Consider the following 14,337-nt stretch of genomic DNA (forward strand, 5'->3'; position numbering starts at 1 on the left):
TTTGAACAGGTCCCAAGCTTAGAGAGCTAAGCAAGAAAGAAGCAAAAAGTTACTTGTATTGCTATCGACTGACTCTAGAGAATCTTTAGCGTAAATTGGAGTCAGGTCGATTTGACTTTAAACAGTGTAACGAGTGAAATCTTTAAGTACACTACCCTAAAATCACCCCTATAGTAGAGGATTTTCGTGCTTAATAAAGTTCGTAGTCATGTCGTGCAAAACGCAGCAACAATTTTTAGACCGCCGGCAAAATTATGCCCAGCCATCATACAAAAAAATGTACTATTAGAGACACTTAAAAAAGTCTTTCATGAGGCATTGGACGATGGAGATTTTGAGTTTTTAGATCAACAATGGCTAAAAGTGTCAGTACGCGATCTTGATGTCCACTGGTTTATCAGTTATCAAGACGACCAATTAGTGGTGTCCGATCAGGCTGAGCACCAAGTGCACTTTTCTGGCGATTTAAATGATTTGGTGCTGATAATGGGTCGCAAAGAAGATCCAGATACACTGTTTTTCCAACGCCGCTTACAAATTGAAGGTGACACTGAGTTGGGATTAGAGGTGAAAAACTTGATGGACAGTGTAGACTGGGATGCATTACCCGCCTTTTTGGTCACTGCTATCAAGCAATTAGCAAACTTTGTTGAGCAAGGAGTGGCGGATTCGAAACCAACCACGGACACCACACATGCTTATTCGAACTGAAGCACCGGCTGATATCCTATCTATTGATTCGCTACTAAAGGCGGCTTATCCCACCCACGCTGAAGCCGAGCTGGTTATGTCACTTCGCGAGAACGGACGCTTCACCCTGTCGTTGGTCGCATGCAGTGATGAAGGGCAAGTGATTGGTTATGCACTGTTTACCGCCGTGACTATTGGTGGCGAAGAACTAAACTGGCAAGCTCTAGAGCCCATCGCAGTACTTCCCGAAGCTCGAGGCGAGCACATTGGCCAGCAGCTGATTGCTGAAGGTCTTGAAACACTCGCAGAGCTAGGGTACCCAGTATGTGTGGTGGTTGGTGATGATGCTTATTACAAGCAAAGTGGATTTGTACCTGCGGACAAATTTAGTTTAAGTTGTAATCGACACACTGCAACGAGCGAGTTTCAGATTAACGAACTCTTGCCAAACAGCATCTCTTTGCAGCAGGGTGAAGTGTCGTACTCCCCTGAGTTTGATACTGAATAATTGCAGTCGTTATGAACAATCACACGCCAATATCAGAATCTGCCATGCTCCAAGAAATGGGGATTGACCTCTATTCGGTGCGCGACCCAGATTTTTTTGAAGCTACTGAAAAACATGTAATTGTACCTTCTGACGGCTGCAAGCTACTGCTGGTTGCGGATATTCCACCCAACATGGACGAACTGTCTTATCTACAAAAAATATTGGCCACCTTGCCGCTTGATTTAGAACAGGCGGAGCGAGTAATGGCCGATGATCTTCAGCAAGTTTCGCTGGATGGCATAGAGTGGGTGTGGTTCTGTGGAAGCCCTTCAACACCGGTTGAAAATGTCAACGTGTTGAATTCTCAGCCGCTTTCATTGCTGATGAACGATGTCGAGATGCGCCGTGAATTATGGAATCAAATTAAATCCTATAAGGCTGCTCAATGAGCTCCCAAGCCTCCCAAATCATCGCTGAAGATACCCAGTTAGTTCGTCTTGATACGTCTCATAGTACAGCAATAATTGCCATCGAAAATGAGGTCCACACGCACCCGTGGAAAGCCTCAATGTTGACCAACTTTGACGGACGTGGCGCATGTAATTTTGGATTGCTCGATAAACAAAGTAGATTACTTGGCTACTTCTATGCGCAGAATATTGTCGGTGAAGTGTCGCTGCTTAACATTGCCGTTGCAAAGCCGTGGCAAGGGCGTGGAGTCGGTCGATTACTGCTTGAGTCGTTAGTTGAGAAAAGCGAAGCCGCCAACGCTGAAACAGTATGGCTGGAAGTGCGGCAAAGTAACGTTGCCGCACTCAAGCTGTACGAGTCTGAAGGCTTTCATGAAGTTGATCGCCGCAGAGACTATTATCCTACCCAACAAGGTAAGGAAGATGCGATTGTTATGTGCTTAACTTTAGCCTTTTCTGGCTTCTAGCCTCCAATCCAAAACAACCGCTCTAATTCGCTAACTTCGTAGAGACGTTTTTGTGTAGGTGATGCTAATAAATCAGCCGGTTTTCCTATACACACGATAATAATTGACGCTTTAGGTTAGTGTGCAACTTGGGTATAATCCGCGCACACAAAATAGGTAACTTAGCTTTGGACAGTTGCATGTAACCCAACCGCATCCCCATTTGTACCGTATTTACATATTGTTTGAGGCCAACATACATTGGCCAATCAACGACAGGACTTATTTATGTCATTTCAACAAGAAGTGAGCAAGCGTCGTACGTTTGCCATTATCTCTCACCCGGATGCGGGTAAAACCACCATTACAGAAAAAGTGCTGTTGTTTGGACGCGCGATCCAAACAGCGGGTACCGTAAAAGGCCGTGGTTCAAATCAACATGCAAAATCCGACTGGATGGAAATGGAAAAAGAGCGTGGTATCTCGGTAACGACCTCGGTCATGCAGTTTCCTTACAACGATGCGCTAGTTAACTTATTAGATACTCCAGGACACGAAGATTTCTCGGAAGATACCTATCGTACTCTTACCGCCGTTGACTCGTGTCTAATGGTTATTGATGCCGCAAAAGGTGTCGAAGACCGTACGCGTAAGCTGATGGAAGTTACTCGTCTGCGTGATACGCCGATCGTTACTTTCATGAACAAACTCGACCGTGATATCCGCGATCCTATGGAGCTGCTGGATGAAGTTGAAGCAGAGCTGAAAATTTCTTGTGCTCCAATCTCGTGGCCAATTGGCTGCGGCAAAGAGTTTAAAGGTGTTTATCATATTCACCGTGACGAAACGATTTTGTATGAGACTGGCCAAGGCCACACCATTCAAGATAAACGCGTTATTAAGGGATTGGATAATTCTGAGCTTGATGACGCTGTGGGCGAAGATCTGGCTGAGCAGTTACGTGAAGAGTTGGAGCTTGTTATCGGTGCTTGTCCTGAATTTGATCAGGAGTTGTTCCTTGCCGGTGAACTAACACCAGTATTCTTTGGTACTGCTTTGGGTAACTTTGGCGTGGACCATATGCTGGATGGACTGACACAGTGGTGTCCAGAGCCTCAAGCTCGTCAAGCGAATGAGCGCGCGGTTGACGCGAACGAAGAAAAATTCTCGGGCTTTGTGTTTAAAATCCAAGCAAACATGGATCCTAAGCACCGTGACCGCATTGCATTTATGCGCATTGTATCGGGTACCTATAAGCAAGGTATGAAGATGAACCATGTACGCATGGGTAAAAACATCAACGTATCGGACGCCGTGACCTTTATGGCTGGTGATCGTTCTCGCGCAGAATTTGCTTATGCTGGCGATATAATTGGCTTGCACAACCATGGAACCATCCAAATTGGTGATACCTTTACCCAAGGTGAGTCACTCAAATTTGCCGGTATTCCTAACTTTGCTCCTGAACTGTTCCGCCGCATTCGCTTGCGTGATCCTTTAAAGCAAAAGCAGCTACTTAAAGGGTTGGTTCAGCTTTCAGAAGAGGGCGCAGTTCAAGTCTTCCGTCCTATGCAAAACAACGATCTGATCGTTGGTGCTGTGGGTGTACTTCAGTTCGATGTAGTTGTCGCTAGACTTAAATCTGAGTACAACGTTGAAGCGATTTATGAAAGCGTCAATGTCGCCACCGCTCGTTGGATTGAGTGCAGTGATGAGAAGAAGTTGGATGAGTTTAAACGTAAGAACCAAACTAACTTAGCCTTAGACGGTGGAGATAACTTGTCTTACATCGCACCGACCATGGTGAATTTGAACTTGGCTCAAGAGCGTTCTCCTGATATTCAATTTAGAGCAACGCGCGAGCACTAATGACGCTATAGATTCAGTGTTGATAGCAAAACAGTAGGGCAGAGTCATCTGCCCTTTTTTGTGCCTCGTAGTCAGAGCAGTACGTGGGATAACCCAGCCTATAAAAACCAACAGTTCATGAGTGACAGTAAATCGAACTAGCTTGATTGCATTTTGTCCCAACCAATTATCGACGGCCAAAAAAAACGGCCACCATCAGGTCGCCGTTTTAAATGTCTAAGTATTAACGCTATTCGCGTTCTTTACTGTACGGAACGCCAATCGCTTTAGGAGCGACGGATTTACCCATGAAGCCTGCTAGAAGCACTACGGTAAGGATATAAGGAACCGCTTCAATAGCTTGAACAGGGATCTCGTAACCACCTAATGTCTTACCTTGCAACTGTATTGCCATGACGTCTAAGAAGCCAAACAGTAGACATGCGCCAAGTGCTGTAAACGGTCGCCATTTACCAAAGATAAGTGCAGCTAGAGCCATATAGCCCTTACCCGCAGACATATTTGGAATGAATTGAGCCGTTTGTGCAACCGATAGGTAAACGCCACCGATACCCACCAAAATACCACAGATGATTTGAGCGCTGTAACGCATTTTAACCACGGAAATACCCGCAGTATCAACCGCAGATGGTGATTCACCCACCGCACGCAAACGCAGTCCGAAGCGCGTTTTAAACATCACAAACCAACATAGAGGTACAGCAATAATCAGCATGTACTCAATTAGGGTACGTCCGCTCAGAAGTTCTGAGTAGATCAAACCGATTACTGGCACATCCGCAATCGCATCGGCACCAGGGAAGTAAATTGGTGCAAAACGAGCATCACCTGATAGCGCTGGAGTTTGACCGCCTTGGCTAAACCAGTGACGGCCAAGCGTTACTGTTAAACCGGCCGCCAAAATGTTGATCGCCATACCACTGACAACTTGGTCACCGCGGTGAGTGATGGAGGCAAAGCCGTGGATAAGCGACAGTAGAACTGACACTAATACGCCAGCGAACAGGCCAAGCATTGCAGAGCCTGTCATGTAGGCAACTGCAGCACCGGTAAAGGCCGAACCCAGTAACTTACCTTCAAGACCAATGTTTACAACACCAGAGCGTTCAGAAAACATACCTGCCAGCGAGGCAAAGATAAGAGGTGTTGCAACACGAATGGTTGCATCCAACATTAAAATAATAGTCTCAAACATAATTAAGCCGCTCCCTCTTTAGACTTGTCCATGTTGTTAGAGCTTTTTTTAGAGCCAAACAGCTTGAGGTAAGTGCGCTCTAGGCTAGGTTTAAACATGTACTCTAAGGCACCAGAGAACAAGATAACTAAACCTTGTAGAACGACAACGATGTTACGGTCAATACCGTATTCAAAACTAAGTTCTGCACCACCTTGGTACAAGAAACCAAATAGAAGACTCGCAAGTAAAATACCGATTGGGTGGTTACGCCCCATCAATGCTACAGCAATACCGGTGAAGCCGAAGCCTTCAACAAAGCCCAGTTTTACTTGGTGAAGCTCACCTTGCAATACGTTGAGACCGAAGAAGCCTGCCAACATGCCAGAGATAAGCATGGTCACAACGATCACTTTGACATAGCTAATGCCCGCATAGCTTGCCGCAGTGGCGTTAGAGCCAATTGAGCGAATCGCATAACCCCAGCGCGTATGCCAAATGAATAACCACACGAAGACACAACATAGTAGAGCAAAGATAAAGCTAATATTGAGTGGGCTTGGTGAGACTTGCATACCAAAGACCGCCAATACTTCATGCATTTTTGGCAACCAACTGCTTACCGCAAATACACGGCTTTCTGCAGCCATCGTATTGTCTGGCTTAAGAATATTAACCAAAAGGTAAGCCATCAATGCAGAACCAATAAAGTTAAACATGATGGTCGTGATCACGATGTGTGAGCCACGTTTGGCCTGTAAGTAAGCAGGGATAAATGCCCAAGCGGCACCAAATAAACCACCCGCCAATAACGCGACAGGAATAGTAATAAACCAAGGAGCGTATTCACCTAGGGTTAGACAGACTAGGCCGATACCTAAACCACCAACGTATGCTTGACCTTCACCACCAATGTTAAACAGGTTAGCGTGAAACGCGACTGCAACCGCAAGACCAGTAAAGATAAATCCGGTTGCGTAATAGAGGGTATAACCAAACCCTTCAGCGTAACCAAATGCACCAATCCACATTGTTTTAGCGGCTTCTACAGGGCTTACGCCGATGTACATGAACAGGAACGCCGAAACCAAGAAGGCTACGAATACGTTAATGGCAGGCAGCAAGCCTACCGTGACCCATGCTGGGACTTTTGCTTGACTCATGATACCTCTCCTTGAGTCTTATTCTGGTCTTTAAGATGTTCAGGCATTATGTTTGCCATCATCAGACCGAGAGTCTTCTCATCCGCTTGTTCTGCTGAAACTTCACCAACGATAGTGCCATCAAATACCACAATAATGCGATCCGATAAGTTGAGGATTTCATCCAACTCAGTCGATACCAATAAGACGGCCTTTCCATTGTCACGGGCATTGATGACTTGTTTATGAATGTACTCAATTGCACCAATATCAACACCACGGGTCGGTTGGCCGACCAACAGTACATCAGGGTTTTGTTCCATTTCACGTGCAATGACGAGCTTCTGCTGGTTACCACCTGAGAAGTTTGCCGTTTTCAGATGCGGATCTTGTGGGCGAACGTCCCACTTGTCCATGCTCTCTTGACACGCTTTAAGGATGGCAGCTTTATCTTGCAGCATGCCTTTGTTGTATTCCGGCAGATTGTGGTAGCCAAGGATGTACGCTTCTTTTGCGTCAAACTTATTAATCAGACCTTGTTTATGTCGGTCTTCTGGAATGTGACCCACACCGATTGCGCGAATTTCTTGTGGGTCTTTAAGATTGTCGGCACTAATGGTGTTGCCGTTTAACTTAATTTCACCAGACGCAGGCTGCAAAATACCTGATAGCAGACCCAAAATCTCAGATTGGCCGTTACCTGATACACCCGCGATACCAACGACTTCGCCTTCACGAACCGAGAAGTTCACTTTCTGAACTCGCTCAACACCGGCGTCATCAATAAAGGTAAGATCTTTAACAGTGATCAATTCCTTTTTGGGTTCAGCTGGACTGCGCTCTACTTTAAGACGTACCTTACGTCCAACCATCAGTTCCGCTAGCTGTTCTTGATCGGTATCTTTAGTCACCACGTGCGAAACCATGGTGCCTTGGCGCATCACCGAGATGTTGTCGGTGATGGCAAGCACTTCGCGCAGCTTATGCGTGATTATCATCACCGTAGTGCCACGTTCACGCAGTTTATCTAGAATTCTAAATAGGTGGTCGGCTTCTTGTGGCGTAAGAACACCCGTTGGCTCATCTAAAATTAGAATGCGAGCATCGCGGTACAACGCTTTTAGGATCTCAACGCGTTGTTGTAGACCCACTGGTAGCTCTCCAACGATGGCGTCTAGAGGGACTTCTAGTCCATACTCTTTAGAAATCGCTTTTAGCTTTTTACGCGCAGCACCTAAGCTTTCAGACAGTTTCCAACCGTCTTCCGCACCCAGAATGATGTTTTCAAGAACCGTAAAGGTATCCACCAACATAAAGTGTTGGTGAACCATCCCGATCCCAGATGAGATTGCTTCTTGCGAGTTTGATGGCAAAAAGGGCTGACCATTAACTTTCATAGTGCCGCTGTCTGCGTGATAGAACCCGTAAATGATGCTCATAAGGGTTGATTTACCAGCACCATTTTCTCCAATGATGCCGTGTATAGTGCCTAATGGAACTTGGAGATCAATATCACGGTTGGCATGGACTGCGCCAAATCGCTTATTAATTCCATTCAGTTCTATGGCAAAGTCAGTATTCGCTGTGCTCATGCTTTTATCCAATACTTTTATGTGCTTATCTCAGGCCGAAAATTTTCTATCTGGTTAACTCTTTTTACAGCATTTTGTGCGGTAATTTTGCCATTATCTGGCGTGTTAATGGGTCATTATTTCAAAAGAGTTAGCGAGATAGTTATCGAGAAAATTATCGAGAAGCAACGCCGCTACCGAAGTAGCGGCGTTAATAATCAACTAGTGTGATTAGATGTTACAAGTGTTGTCAGCCATGTAGTCGTGTACAACGATCTCGCCAGCAATGATTTTTTGCTGTAGTTCTGCTGCGTACGCTTCCATTTCAGCTGTAATAAGTGGTTTGTTGTGCTCGTCGTAAGCCCACTCAACAGCGCCTTCTTTAAGGCCTAGAACCTTAATACCAGGCTCCCAAGTGCCTTCCATCGCTTCTTCCCAAGAGCCGTAAGCAGAAACACCTACTTTCTTAACCATAGAAGTTAGCATGCTACCTGATTGAAGGTGGTTTTGGTTTGAGTCAACACCGATTGCGTATTTGCCTGCGTCAGCGGCTGCTTGGTAAACACCAAGACCAGTACCGCCAGCTGCTGCGAAGATAACATCAGCATCTTTAGACATTTGAGACTTAGCAAGCTCAGAACCTTTTGCAGGATCCGCAAACGCTGCAGGTGTAGAACCTGTCATGTTTTCTAGTACAGTGATGTCGCTAGATGCGTAAACAGCACCTTGCTTGTAGCCACATGCAAACTTACGAATTAGAGGGATGTCCATGCCGCCAACGAAACCAACAGTGTTAGTTTTAGACGCTTTTGCAGCTAGTGCACCGACTAGGAATGAACCTTCGTGCTCTTTATAAACGATAGATTGAACGTTTGGCTTGTCCACAACCATATCGATGATTGTGAATTTGATATCTGGGTATTCTGTCGCTACTTTTTCAACGGCTGATGCCATGTTGAAACCAACTGCAACGATTGGGCTAAAGCCACGGCTTGCTAGACGACGAAGGCCTTGCTCACGCTGTGCTTCGTTCTGAGGTTCGAATTCACGAACATCAATACCTTTGTCTTTTTTGAATACTTCAACGCCGTTACGGAAAACCGCTTCGTTGAAAGATTTGTCGAACTTACCAGCTGTATCATAAACAACGGCTGGTTTAGCATCTGCTAGTGCAGTGAAAGACGCAATAGAAAGCGCAACTGCAGAAAGAGTAGTAGTGAGTTTTTTCACGAGACAATTCCTAGTTTTAAGAAGTTATTTCCTTGTTGACTCACAGACTTGTACATGGAGTCAAAAACTTCTTCGTATGCGGTCAAACAATTAAAATTGAATGTAAAAGAGCAATCCGCACCGAATTGACAGGGATTTTACACTTTTATGGCGTGAATTAAAGTGAGATTGAACTCACTTTACTAGACCTAACCTGTAAGCTAATTACGTGAATTCCTTATAGAAAAACGATTAGCTTCAAATTTTCATGTATACACTAGTTACTTTAATACAATTTTATGTGATCTAGCTCAATATTGCTGACCAGAGAGAGAGGAAAAAAAGCACAGCAAATTGTTTAATAAATATTCATTTTAGCGTTTGCGTTCAAAATATCCCCCGCTTATCCTTAGATTTTCTCCGTCAAAGAGTTGTCACAGATGTACTTCGACACGCATTGCCATCTAGATTTCCCGGTTTTTGACGCTCAAATCGACCAGTGGCTAAAAAAGCTTCAGTTAGAGCAGGTTTCTCATATTTGCGTTCCCTCAGTTGGCCCCTCAAATTGGCAGCGCGTTATGCAACTAGGAAAGCGATACCCAGATCAAGTTTATTGCGCTTTAGGTATCCATCCGTGTTTTCTTCCGGTTCAAAGTGATTCCATTGCACAATTAACCAACCTTGTGCAAACCCATCGGCATGTTCTTAGTGCCATTGGCGAGATTGGCTTAGATGGTCGCTTTAATAATGATAACCAACAAGAACATATTTTCGCCGAGCAGTTAACGCTAGCAAAAACAGTTGAATTACCGGTTTTGGTTCATTGCGTTAAACGGCACCACCGTCTTATGCCCATGCTAAAACAAGCTGCGTTAAATAAAGCAGGAGTCATTCACGCTTTTACGGGGGACTATAAAACAGCCTCTAGCTATATAGATATGGGATTTAAGCTTGGAGTTGGCGCGAGTTTCATGTGGCCGTCAGCCAGACCGCTCAGAGATGTGCTCAGTAAGCTCCCACTGCAAGCACTTGTTTTTGAAACCGACGCTCCCGATATGCCACTGCCGGGTCATAAAAAAGGCGATGCTACGCCACTCGATGTTATCAATGTCGCTAAAAACTTTGCCTCACTAAGAAAAGAATCAACAAAAATGGTAATAGATTCGATTTATGAAAGCTCTTGTATGATTTTTAGACGAGATGCCTAGTGCTTTTCGTCTTTTTTATATTTGTTTAGCTCTACAAAGAATAATTCTGGTTAATTTCTCAGCTCAGTAGCACTAAAACAACATTTTTAGTGATTGCCACTTTTTATTTAAACGTTTGCCTCGTATAATGCCGCGCGAAATGTGGCTCTCATCACATTTAGTCTAAATCTGGGTTCTTATAATCCCGCTGAAAATTTTTTAAACCATACTTATCTCTGGCCATTAACCATCTAAAATAGGCAACTTAATATGAGCATCTTAATGAGTCTTGTCGGTATAGTGGTGCTACTAGGCATCGCATTCCTGCTGTCAGACAACCGAAAAGCAATTAACCTACGTACTGTTGGTGGCGCGTTTGCCATCCAATTTATCCTAGGTGCATTTATCCTTTATGTTCCTTGGGGTAAAGACATCCTAAAAAGCATTTCTGATGGTGTCTCTAATGTCATCAATTACGGCGCGGATGGTACAGCATTCTTGTTCGGTAGCTTGGTCAACTTTTCAGTCGATGGTATCGGCTTCATTTTTGCGTTCCAAGTACTACCAACTCTAATATTCTTCTCTGCGTTGATTTCTGTTCTTTATTACCTAGGCATTATGCAATGGGTCATCAAAATCATTGGTGGCGGATTGCACAAAGCGTTAGGGACATCTAAAGCTGAGTCTATGTCTGCTGCTGCAAACATTTTCGTAGGCCAAACAGAAGCCCCGCTTGTGGTACGTCCTTTCGTCCCTAAAATGACCAAGTCTGAGCTATTTGCCATTATGTGTGGTGGCTTGGCGTCAATTGCGGGTGGTGTACTTGCAGGTTATGCGGCGATGGGAGTTAAAATTGAATACTTGGTTGCAGCGTCATTTATGGCAGCACCAGGTGGTCTATTGTTTGCGAAAATCATGATCCCAGAAACCGACAAGCCGGTTGATCAAATGGCGGACATTTCAGATAACAGCGCAAATAAGCCAGTTAACGTTATTGATGCCGCGGCCGAAGGTGCGACTTCAGGTCTTGGCCTCGCTCTTAATGTTGGTGCAATGCTGATAGCCTTTATTGGTCTTATTGCATTGATCAACGGCATGCTAGGTGGCATCGGTGGATGGTTTGGTATGCCTGAACTGACTCTTGAGTTTATTCTAGGTTGGATTTTCTCGCCGCTCGCATTCCTTATTGGCGTCCCTTGGGAAGAAGCGGTTATTGCGGGTGAGTTCATCGGCCTTAAGACCGTAGCCAACGAATTTGTTGCCTACTCACAGTTTGCCCCTTACTTGGGTGATGGCGCTGAAGTCATTCTATCTGAGAAAACCAAGGCAATCATTTCGTTCTCATTGTGTGGCTTTGCCAACTTGTCTTCGATAGCGATTTTGCTTGGCGGCTTGGGCAGCATTGCACCAACACGCCGACACGACATCGCGAAAATGGGTGTTAAGGCTGTAATCGCGGGTACGCTATCAAACCTGATGGCGGCAACCATTGCAGGTCTGTTCATCTCGTTCTAACTATAAATGCCCCGGTATTACGGGGCTTTTTCAGCAAAATAAGTAACTTAAGTGCAGCCAAGCAAGTAGAGTCGAAGGTTTTTTGAGATACAAACCGTTTGCTTTAATGTGAAGGGTCCAACCCGAGCTTGGTTTAGCACTATACTTTTAGACAATAAAAAAATGAGAATTTAACTATGAGTGAAGTATTAATGGCCATGGCCGCAGGTTTGGTATGTGGGCTGATTTTTTCGGCATTAAAACTGCCTATTCCTGCTCCACCAGTATTATCCGGTGTAATGGGTATTGTAGGTGTTTACATCGGTGGCATCAGCTACCAATGGATCGTGGAACGTTTCTTTAGCTAATTGAATCAGGTTGCCCAAGACGAGCAACCTTAAACAGAAAGAATTTAAGTGGAGAGTGGAATGAGCGAATTAAAAGCAGCAGCATTGCGAGCGCTGAAATTGATGGATTTGACGACCCTAAATGACGACGACACTGACCAGAAGGTTATCGAGTTGTGTCATGCAGCTAAGTCTCCAGTAGGTAACACCGCTGCAATCTGTATTTACCCGCGCTTTATCCCAATAGCCAAAAAAACATTGCGCGAGCAAGGTACACCTGATGTACGCATTGCGACCGTGACGAATTTCCCTCATGGTAATGATGATATCGATATCGCTGTGACTGAAACCAAAGCGGCTATTGCTTACGGTGCCGATGAAGTGGATGTGGTTTTCCCATATCGTGCACTTATTAGCGGCGATGAATCATTAGGTTTTGAGCTGGTTAAACAGTGTAAAGAAGCCTGTGGCGACACCCTACTTAAAGTTATTATTGAAGTCGGTGAGTTGAAAGAAGAAGCTCTTATCAAAAAAGCGTCTGAAATTTCAATTAAAGCTGGAGCGGATTTCATTAAGACATCGACCGGTAAAGTACCTGTGAATGCAACTCCAGAATATGCACGCATGATGCTTGAAGTTATTCGCGATATGGGTGTAGCTCAATCTGTTGGCTTTAAACCTGCTGGTGGCGTTCGCACCGCTGATGACGCGGCTGCCTACCTAGCGATGGCCGATGAAATTCTTGGTGATGATTGGGTAGATGCAAGACATTACCGTTTTGGTGCTTCTAGTCTGTTAACGAACCTATTAAACACGCTCGACGTTTCTGACGAAAAAGCGGACCCAACAGCTTACTAACCGTTTGGGCAACAGTGGCTTATGCTCGCTGTTGCCAATTTCCTGTTTTGGATAAATCTATGTACTTACCTCAAGAAATCATTCGCAAAAAGCGCGATGGAGAAGTGCTGACTCGTGAAGAGATCCAGTTTTTCATTCAAGGTGTGGCTAAGAATACGGTCTCCGAAGGCCAAATTGCTGCATTTGCCATGGCGATTTTTTTCCAAGAAATGACCATGGATGAACGTATCGCATTAACTTGTGCTATGCGTGATTCGGGCATGGTGATCAATTGGGATCATATGGGTTTTGACGGCCCAATCGTTGATAAACACTCAACGGGAGGCGTTGGAGACGTAACCTCGCTAATGCTTGGCCCTATGGTGGCAGCATGTGGCGGTTTTGTTCCGATGATTTCGGGTCGCGGCTTGGGTCATACGGGCGGTACATTAGATAAGCTAGAGTCCATTCCAGGATACAATATCACCCCAGATAACCAAGTGTTTGGTGACGTTACTAAAAAAGCGGGTGTTGCAATCATTGGTCAAACGGGCGATCTTGCTCCTGCAGATAAACGTGTTTATGCGACCCGTGACATTACTGCAACCGTCGACAATATCTCTTTAATTACGGCATCGATTTTATCTAAAAAACTGGCTGCTGGGTTAGACTCCTTAGTCATGGATGTTAAAGTGGGCTCTGGCGCATTCATGCCAACCTACGAAGCATCAGAAGAGTTAGCGAAATCTATTGTGGCGGTTGCTAACGGTGCAGGGACAAATACCACGGCAATTCTTACCGATATGAACCAAGTATTGGCGTCATCTGCCGGTAATGCCGTTGAAGTCCGTGAAGCGGTTCGCTTTTTAACTGGGGAATATAAAAACCCCCGTCTCTATGAAATTACCATGGCTTCCTGCGCTGAAATGCTGCTACTGGGTAAATTAGCTAAGTCTGAAGAGGAAGCCCGTCAGAAACTCGACCGTGCTCTAGACAGTGGCGAAGCTGCACAGAGATTTGGTCAAATGGTGCATGGCCTTGGTGGCCCTGCTGATTTCATCGAAAGCTACGATGATTATTTAGACACTGCTGAGGTGGTTAAGCCTGTCTTTGCAGATACTGCCGGCACAGTTTCCGCTATGGATACTCGTGCTATTGGAATGGCGGTGGTAGGCATGGGCGGCGGACGACGCGTTGCCACTGATACCATTGACTACGCTGTGGGTTTTGATGGCTTTGTTCGATTAGGCGAACAAGTGACAAGTCAAACACCACTGGCCACCATTCATGCGCGAAATGAACAACAATGGCAACAAGCGGCGAATGAGCTCAAACAAGCCATTGAAATAGGTACGAGTTACGCATCAACGCCTGATGTTTACCGAAAAATTCGTGCAAGCGACGTATAAAC

The 14,337-nt window shown here is 45.1% G+C and carries 14 protein-coding genes; 10 read left to right on the top strand and 4 right to left on the bottom strand.

The genetic code is table 11. From position 1 onward, the window contains the following. Window positions 1-186: 186 nt before the first annotated feature. The 5 genes from ubiT (at window position 187) to prfC (ending at window position 3,965) form a co-directional block, all read left to right on the top strand. The gene (gene ubiT / locus JQC93_RS18400; RefSeq protein WP_205159808.1) at window positions 187-711 is read left to right on the top strand and encodes a ubiquinone anaerobic biosynthesis accessory factor UbiT; all 525 of its coding nucleotides are present in this window, start codon (window positions 187-189) and stop codon (window positions 709-711) included. Then, window positions 695-1,198, top strand: a complete 504-nt coding sequence (locus tag JQC93_RS18405; RefSeq protein WP_205159809.1) for a GNAT family N-acetyltransferase — start codon at window positions 695-697, stop codon at window positions 1,196-1,198. The genes ubiT and JQC93_RS18405 overlap by 17 nt, the downstream gene beginning before the upstream one ends. Window positions 1,199-1,209: 11 nt before the next feature. Beyond that, window positions 1,210-1,629, top strand: coding sequence for a DNA polymerase III subunit psi (locus tag JQC93_RS18410; protein ID WP_205159810.1), 420 nt, complete (start codon window positions 1,210-1,212; stop codon window positions 1,627-1,629). Next, window positions 1,626-2,117, top strand: a complete 492-nt coding sequence (rimI, locus tag JQC93_RS18415) for a ribosomal protein S18-alanine N-acetyltransferase (protein WP_205159811.1) — start codon at window positions 1,626-1,628, stop codon at window positions 2,115-2,117. Before JQC93_RS18410 ends, rimI begins: the two co-directional genes overlap by 4 nt. Window positions 2,118-2,384: 267 nt before the next feature. After that, complete coding sequence (gene prfC, locus JQC93_RS18420; protein ID WP_205159812.1) at window positions 2,385-3,965, top strand: peptide chain release factor 3; 1,581 nt, start codon at window positions 2,385-2,387, stop codon at window positions 3,963-3,965. 229 nt (window positions 3,966-4,194) lie between these two features. On the opposite strand, the gene JQC93_RS18425 is transcribed toward prfC, so the two are convergent. The 4 genes from JQC93_RS18425 to JQC93_RS18440 all read right to left on the bottom strand — a co-directional run bounded on the left by JQC93_RS18425 (window position 4,195) and on the right by JQC93_RS18440 (window position 9,082). Continuing rightward, on the bottom strand, window positions 4,195-5,160 hold the full coding sequence (locus JQC93_RS18425; RefSeq protein WP_084886781.1) for an ABC transporter permease: 966 nt from the start codon (window positions 5,158-5,160) through the stop codon (window positions 4,195-4,197). 2 nt (window positions 5,161-5,162) lie between these two features. Then, on the bottom strand, window positions 5,163-6,302 hold the full coding sequence (locus JQC93_RS18430) for an ABC transporter permease (RefSeq protein ID WP_205159813.1): 1,140 nt from the start codon (window positions 6,300-6,302) through the stop codon (window positions 5,163-5,165). Further along, the gene (locus JQC93_RS18435) at window positions 6,299-7,873 is read right to left on the bottom strand and encodes an ABC transporter ATP-binding protein (RefSeq protein WP_205159814.1); all 1,575 of its coding nucleotides are present in this window, start codon (window positions 7,871-7,873) and stop codon (window positions 6,299-6,301) included. The genes JQC93_RS18430 and JQC93_RS18435 overlap by 4 nt, the downstream gene beginning before the upstream one ends. A gap of 210 nt (window positions 7,874-8,083) precedes the next feature. Continuing rightward, a complete protein-coding gene (locus tag JQC93_RS18440; protein WP_205159815.1) occupies window positions 8,084-9,082 on the bottom strand; it encodes a BMP family lipoprotein in 999 nt (332 codons plus the stop codon). Window positions 9,083-9,501: 419 nt separating this feature from the next. Between JQC93_RS18440 and JQC93_RS18445 the strand changes: the two genes are divergently transcribed. From JQC93_RS18445 to deoA, 5 genes are all read left to right on the top strand, one after another. Further along, window positions 9,502-10,269, top strand: coding sequence for a TatD family hydrolase (locus JQC93_RS18445; RefSeq protein WP_205159816.1), 768 nt, complete (start codon window positions 9,502-9,504; stop codon window positions 10,267-10,269). A gap of 249 nt (window positions 10,270-10,518) precedes the next feature. Further along, window positions 10,519-11,763: a NupC/NupG family nucleoside CNT transporter gene (locus JQC93_RS18450; protein WP_205159817.1), complete on the top strand. Its 1,245-nt coding sequence runs from the start codon at window positions 10,519-10,521 to the stop codon at window positions 11,761-11,763. A 176-nt stretch (window positions 11,764-11,939) separates the two neighbouring features. Further along, complete coding sequence (locus tag JQC93_RS18455; protein WP_205159818.1) at window positions 11,940-12,110, top strand: XapX domain-containing protein; 171 nt, start codon at window positions 11,940-11,942, stop codon at window positions 12,108-12,110. A gap of 60 nt (window positions 12,111-12,170) precedes the next feature. Next, window positions 12,171-12,947, top strand: coding sequence for a deoxyribose-phosphate aldolase (deoC, locus tag JQC93_RS18460; RefSeq protein ID WP_205159819.1), 777 nt, complete (start codon window positions 12,171-12,173; stop codon window positions 12,945-12,947). A 59-nt stretch (window positions 12,948-13,006) separates the two neighbouring features. Continuing rightward, on the top strand, window positions 13,007-14,335 hold the full coding sequence (deoA, locus tag JQC93_RS18465; RefSeq protein WP_205159820.1) for a thymidine phosphorylase: 1,329 nt from the start codon (window positions 13,007-13,009) through the stop codon (window positions 14,333-14,335). Window positions 14,336-14,337 lie beyond the last annotated feature (2 nt).

Source organism: Vibrio ulleungensis, assembly GCF_016900875.1.
GTDB classification, from domain to species: Bacteria; Pseudomonadota; Gammaproteobacteria; order Enterobacterales; family Vibrionaceae; genus Vibrio; species Vibrio ulleungensis.

Bases quoted from the DNA above. Each gene is read 5' to 3' on its own strand.
- prfC (WP_205159812.1), top strand. From the start codon at position 2,385: ATGTCATTTCAACAAGAAGTGAGCAAGCGTCGTACGTTTGCCATTATC.
- JQC93_RS18450 (WP_205159817.1), top strand. From the start codon at position 10,519: ATGAGCATCTTAATGAGTCTTGTCGGTATAGTGGTGCTACTAGGCATC.
- rimI (WP_205159811.1), top strand. From the start codon at position 1,626: ATGAGCTCCCAAGCCTCCCAAATCATCGCTGAAGATACCCAGTTAGTT.
- JQC93_RS18445 (WP_205159816.1), top strand. From the start codon at position 9,502: ATGTACTTCGACACGCATTGCCATCTAGATTTCCCGGTTTTTGACGCT.
- deoC (WP_205159819.1), top strand. From the start codon at position 12,171: ATGAGCGAATTAAAAGCAGCAGCATTGCGAGCGCTGAAATTGATGGAT.
- JQC93_RS18430 (WP_205159813.1), bottom strand. From the start codon at position 6,302: ATGAGTCAAGCAAAAGTCCCAGCATGGGTCACGGTAGGCTTGCTGCCT.
- JQC93_RS18455 (WP_205159818.1), top strand. From the start codon at position 11,940: ATGAGTGAAGTATTAATGGCCATGGCCGCAGGTTTGGTATGTGGGCTG.
- JQC93_RS18435 (WP_205159814.1), bottom strand. From the start codon at position 7,873: ATGAGCACAGCGAATACTGACTTTGCCATAGAACTGAATGGAATTAAT.
- JQC93_RS18410 (WP_205159810.1), top strand. From the start codon at position 1,210: ATGAACAATCACACGCCAATATCAGAATCTGCCATGCTCCAAGAAATG.
- JQC93_RS18425 (WP_084886781.1), bottom strand. From the start codon at position 5,160: ATGTTTGAGACTATTATTTTAATGTTGGATGCAACCATTCGTGTTGCA.
- deoA (WP_205159820.1), top strand. From the start codon at position 13,007: ATGTACTTACCTCAAGAAATCATTCGCAAAAAGCGCGATGGAGAAGTG.
- JQC93_RS18405 (WP_205159809.1), top strand. From the start codon at position 695: ATGCTTATTCGAACTGAAGCACCGGCTGATATCCTATCTATTGATTCG.